This window comes from Pseudomonas sp. K5002 (assembly GCF_013386655.1).
Lineage (GTDB): Bacteria > Pseudomonadota > Gammaproteobacteria > Pseudomonadales > Pseudomonadaceae > Aquipseudomonas.
Genome location: NZ_JACARK010000595.1, coordinates 1 through 4,984, shown reverse-complemented (window position 1 = coordinate 4,984; position 4,984 = coordinate 1). Strand labels below are relative to the sequence as shown.

The following is a 4,984-nucleotide window of genomic DNA, read 5'->3' as shown; positions in this document are numbered from 1 at the left end:
GCGCCTGCGCCAGGCCATCGACGCGGGGCAAATTGGTGCTGTGCGGCAGGTGATCATCACCAGCCGCGACCCGGGGTTGGCGCCACGGGATTACCTGGCACATTCCGGCGGCATCCTGCGGGACATGACCATTCATGACTTCGACATGGCGCGGCACCTGCTGGGTGAAGAGCCCATTGAAGTCGGCGCGATAGCCAGCCGGCTGGTAGATCCGAGCCTGGCGCAGATTGACGACTTCGACAGCGTGATGGTGCTGCTGCGCACCGCATCCGGGAAACAGTGCCATATCAACTGCTGTCGGGAGGCGGTCTACGGGTATGACCAGCGACTTGAGGTATCCGGGGCCAAGGGGGTGCTGCTCACGGATAACCATCGACCCAGCACCTTGCGCCATTGGAACCACGAGCACACCGAGGCGTTGGAGCCGTTGCAGCATTTCTTCCTGGAGCGTTATGCGGATGCCTACCGCAATGAGTTGGGGCAGTTTATCCAGGCACTGAGCGCGGGGCGCGCGCTGCCCACCAACATGCGCGATGGGCTGTATGCGTTGCACTTGGCGGACTGTGCGCTGGAGTCCATCAAGACCGGGCGAATGGTTGAGGTCAATTACGCTATTTAAGGTGTTGCCGGAGCGGGCATGCTCGCTCCGGCAGATTGCGCGTTAGATTTTTGCCAACGCCTGCGCCAGATCCGCCCGCAAGTCTTCCACGTCCTCAACCCCCACCGACAACCGCACCAACCCGTCACCAATCCCCAACTGCGCCCGCGTCGCTGCCGGAATGCTCGCATGGGTCATGATCGCCGGGTGTTCGATCAAACTTTCAACGCCCCCCAGGCTTTCAGCCAACGCAAAGATCTTCACGTTTTCCAGGAAGCGTGTCGCTCCTGCCAGGTCGCTTTTCAGGTCCACCGAAATCATCCCGCCAAACCCGCGCATCTGCCGGCGTGCCAGCTCATGCTGCGGGTGTGATGCCAGGCCTGGGTAATAAACCCGCGCCACTTGCGGCTGTTGCTCCAGCCACGTCGCCAGTTCCAGCGCATTGCTGCAATGGCGCTCCATGCGCAGCGCCAGGGTCTTCACCCCGCGCAAGGTCAGGAATGCGTCGAACGGCCCGGCAATCGCGCCCACGGAGTTCTGCAGGAAGCCCAGGCGCTCGGCCAGTTCAGGATTCTGGCCCACCACCGCAATGCCGCCGATTACATCGGAGTGGCCGTTGAGGTACTTGGTGGTGGAGTGCACCACGATGTCGAAACCCAGCTCCAGCGGGCGCTGGATCCAGGGGCTGGCGAAGGTGTTGTCGGCCACGCAGATGATGCCCCGGGCCTTGCAGATGCGGGAGATGGCACTGAGATCGGTCAGGCTCAGCAGCGGATTGCTCGGGGTTTCGACCCAGACCATCCGCGTGTCGTCCTGCAGCGCGGCTTCGAAGGCCGACAGGTCGGTCAGGTCGACGAAGCTGAAGCGATGCCCGGCGCTGCGCTGGCGCACTTTGTCGAACAGGCGGAAGGTGCCGCCGTACAAGTCATTGCCGGAAACCACGTGGGAACCGGCGTCGAGCAGTTCCAGCACGGTGGAAATCGCCGCCAGCCCGGAGGCGAACGCGAACGCCTGGGTGCCGCCCTCAAGGTCGGCCACGCAGCGTTCCAGGGCAAAGCGCGTCGGGTTGTGGGAGCGCCCGTAGTCAAAGCCCTTGTGAACGCCGGGGCTGTCCTGCAGGTAGGTGGAGTTGGCGTAGATCGGCGGCATCAGCGCCCCGGTGGTCGGGTCCGGGGATTGCCCGGCATGGATCACGCGGGTGGCGAAGGCGCTTTTATCGTGCTGGGTCATGCAAGGGATCTCCGTAGGTGATTGAGCAGGTCGACGCGGGTGATCAGGCCGTGAAAGCCCGAGGCGTCGGCAATGATTGCCACCAGCCCGCGATCCAGCTCGGCCTGCAATTGCGCAAGGCTGGCGCTGGGTGCGAGGGTGTGAAGGGCGTTGGTCATGGCGCTGCCCACAGTCATGGAAAAGTGCGCGGCGTTCTGATGCAGGCCGAGCAATACATCCGACTCGTCGAGCACCCCCACCAGTTGCTTGCCGTCCACCAGCACCGGCAGCTGTGAGACGTCGGCCAGGCGCATGCGCTGGAAGGCGGTGAGCAGGCTGTCGTCGGGGCCGACGCTGATCACCCGGCCGTCCTCGAAACGACGGGCGATCAGGTCGCGCAGGTCGCCGTAGTGTTTGTATTGCAGCAGGCCGGCGTCGTTCATCCATTGGTCGTTGTAGACCTTCGACAGGTAGCGCGTGCCGGTGTCGCAGACGAAGGTGACCACGCGCTTGGGCTCGGTCTGTTCGCGGCAATAACGCAGGGCGGCGGCCAGCAGGGTGCCGGTGGAGGAGCCACCGAGAATGCCTTCGGCCCGCAGCAGTTGGCGGGCGTGGTCGAAGCTTTCTTCGTCGCTGATGGAATAGGCGTGGCGCACGCTGGAGAGGTCGGCGATCGAGGGGATGAAGTCTTCGCCGATACCTTCCACGGCCCACGAGCCGGGTTCGGTCATGGTGCCGCTGCGGCTGTACTCGGCCATCACCGAGCCGACCGGGTCGGCCAGCACCATGGCCAGGTCAGGTTGCACGCGCTTGAAGAAGCGCGTCAGGCCGGTGAGGGTGCCGGCCGAGCCAACGCCAACCACGATGGCATCCAGGTCATGTTGGGTCTGGGCCCAGATTTCCGGGGCGGTGCTGGTCTCGTGGGCCAGGGGGTTGGCCGGGTTGTTGAACTGGTCGGCGAAGAACGAATCGGGAATGTCCTTGGCCAGTCGCGCCGCCACATCCTGGTAATACTCGGGGTGGCCCTTGCCGACATCCGAGCGGGTGATGTGCACCTCGGCGCCCATGGCTTTCAGGTGCAAGACTTTCTCGGTGGACATCTTGTCCGGCACCACCAGCACCACCCGGTAGCCTTTGGCGCGTCCCACCAGGGCCAGGCCGAGGCCGGTATTGCCGGCGGTGGCTTCGATGATGGTGCCGCCGGGGCGCAGGCGGCCATCGCGCTCGGCGGCGTCGATCATGGCCAGGCCAATGCGGTCCTTGATGGAGCCGCCGGGGTTCTGGGATTCAAGCTTGAGGAACAGCGTGCACGGGCCGGTATCGAAGCGGCTGACCCGCACCAGCGGGGTATTGCCAATCAGTTCGAGCACGGCGGGGCGGGAAGCGGTGGGCATGTCGTCACCTGGCTACGGAAAGGGCGTATGGGATGGACAGCAGCGTTTACAACATGGTTTCGAACATAGGCCGGTATCGGGCCGCTCGCAACCGCGCGGCCGCCAGAATGTCTTTTTTTGGCGCATTGCTGCTTCATGACGGAGCACGGCTGGAGGCGATCCATCGGCGGGTTTTCTGTCAACCTCACGTATTCATTGGCTTGCAGCTGATTGGCCCGGGGATTGCTAAAAAAATCCAAACTTGGATACAAGATGGAATCCTCAATGCGCAACGAACAACTCGGCTGGACCCTGGGTGAATGGCAAGCTGCCTACTGCAGCCAGGCGCTGACTCCCGACATCCTGTTGACCCTGGCGAGCACGTTTCCCGCCGAGGACAACGCCTGGATCAGCCAGGTGCAACCGCAGCAGTTGCGTGACCAGTTGGCGCAGTTGGCCGAGCGGCTTGCGGCGGTCGACGGCGATATCGACCAGTTGCCGTTGTATGGCGTGCCGTTTGCCATCAAGGACAACATCGATGCGGCGGGTTGGGAAACCACGGCGGCGTGTCCTGAGTTTGCCTATACCGCCGCGGCGGATGCCTCGGTGGTGGCGCGGTTGCGGGCGGCCGGGGCGATCCTGATGGGCAAGACCAACCTCGATCAGTTCGCCACCGGCCTGGTCGGTACACGCTCGCCCTACGGCGCGGTGAGCAACAGTTTTAACCCGGACTATGTCAGCGGCGGTTCCAGCTCGGGTTCGGCCTCGGTGGTTGCCCGCGGGCTGGTGGCGTTTTCCCTGGGCACCGACACCGCCGGTTCCGGGCGGGTGCCGGCGGGCTTCAACAATATCGTCGGGTTGAAGCCGACCAAGGGGCGCTTGTCCAACACCGGACTGGTGCCGGCCTGTCGTACCGTGGACTGTATTTCGGTGTTTGCGCTGACGGTTGAAGATGCCGAGACGGTTGCGGGCCTCGCTGCTGCTTACGACGCCAGCGACGCCTATTCACGCGTCAATCCCAACAATGCTCCCGTAGCGGTCGGCGCCACGATCAAGCTGGCGGTTCCGGCCAGCCTGGAGTTTTTTGGCGACGCGCAGAACCAGGCCGTATTTGAACAGGCGCTGCTCAGGTTCCAGTCCCTCGGCGCCGAAATCACGGCGGTGGATTTCAGCCCGTTTCAGCAACTCGCCGAGCAGCTCTATTACGGCTCCTGGGTTGCGGAGCGCACGGTGGCACTGGAAGGCATGCTCGCCAGCAACGCCGAAGCGATCAACCCGGTGGTGCGTGGCATTGTGGAAAACGGTCACACGTACAGCGCCTGCGATGCCTATAAAGCCGAATACCTGCGCGCCGAACTGAGCCGCCGCATCAACGACACCCTGGCCGGTTTCGACGCCTTGCTGGTGCCGACATCGCCGACGATCCGCACCCTGGCGGAAATGGCGGTGGAGCCGGTGCTCTACAACTCGCAGTTTGGCTTCTACACCAACTTCACCAACCTGGCCGACCTCTCGGCACTGGCCGTGCCCGCCGGGCTGCGCAGCGACGGCCTGCCGTGCGGCGTCACCCTTATCGCACCGGCCTGGCACGACGCCGCCCTGGCGCATCTGGGCAAGCGTTGGCAGGCCGGCCTTGATCTTCCGCTGGGCGCTACCCAACGCAATCTGCCGCAACCGGCACCGGCGCGACAGGCGCCAGGCAGCGTGCGGGTGGCGGTGGTTGGGGCACATCTCACCGGGATGCCGCTGAACTTCCAGCTGACCAGCCGCAACGCCGTGCTGGTGGAGCAAACCCTGACAGCGG

General features: G+C 64.3%; 4 protein-coding genes. 2 read left to right on the top strand and 2 right to left on the bottom strand.

All coding sequences use genetic code 11. From position 1 onward, the window contains the following. Positions 1-619, top strand: a 619-nt coding sequence (locus HX846_RS24350) for a Gfo/Idh/MocA family oxidoreductase (RefSeq protein WP_256739877.1), incomplete at its 5' end; no start/stop codon positions are given. Between the two features lie 42 nt (positions 620-661). Here the strand turns inward: HX846_RS24350 and HX846_RS24345 are convergent. Beyond that, positions 662-1,828, bottom strand: a complete 1,167-nt coding sequence (locus HX846_RS24345) for a cystathionine gamma-synthase (protein ID WP_008436288.1) — start codon at positions 1,826-1,828, stop codon at positions 662-664. Next, positions 1,825-3,201, bottom strand: coding sequence for a cystathionine beta-synthase (locus tag HX846_RS24340; protein WP_003215116.1), 1,377 nt, complete (start codon positions 3,199-3,201; stop codon positions 1,825-1,827). The genes HX846_RS24345 and HX846_RS24340 overlap by 4 nt, the downstream gene beginning before the upstream one ends. Before the next feature lie 264 nt (positions 3,202-3,465). Here HX846_RS24340 and atzF point away from each other — a divergent pair. Then, positions 3,466-4,984 (top strand): allophanate hydrolase (gene atzF, locus HX846_RS24335; protein ID WP_178966242.1); only part of this gene is annotated, 1,519 nt, incomplete at its 3' end.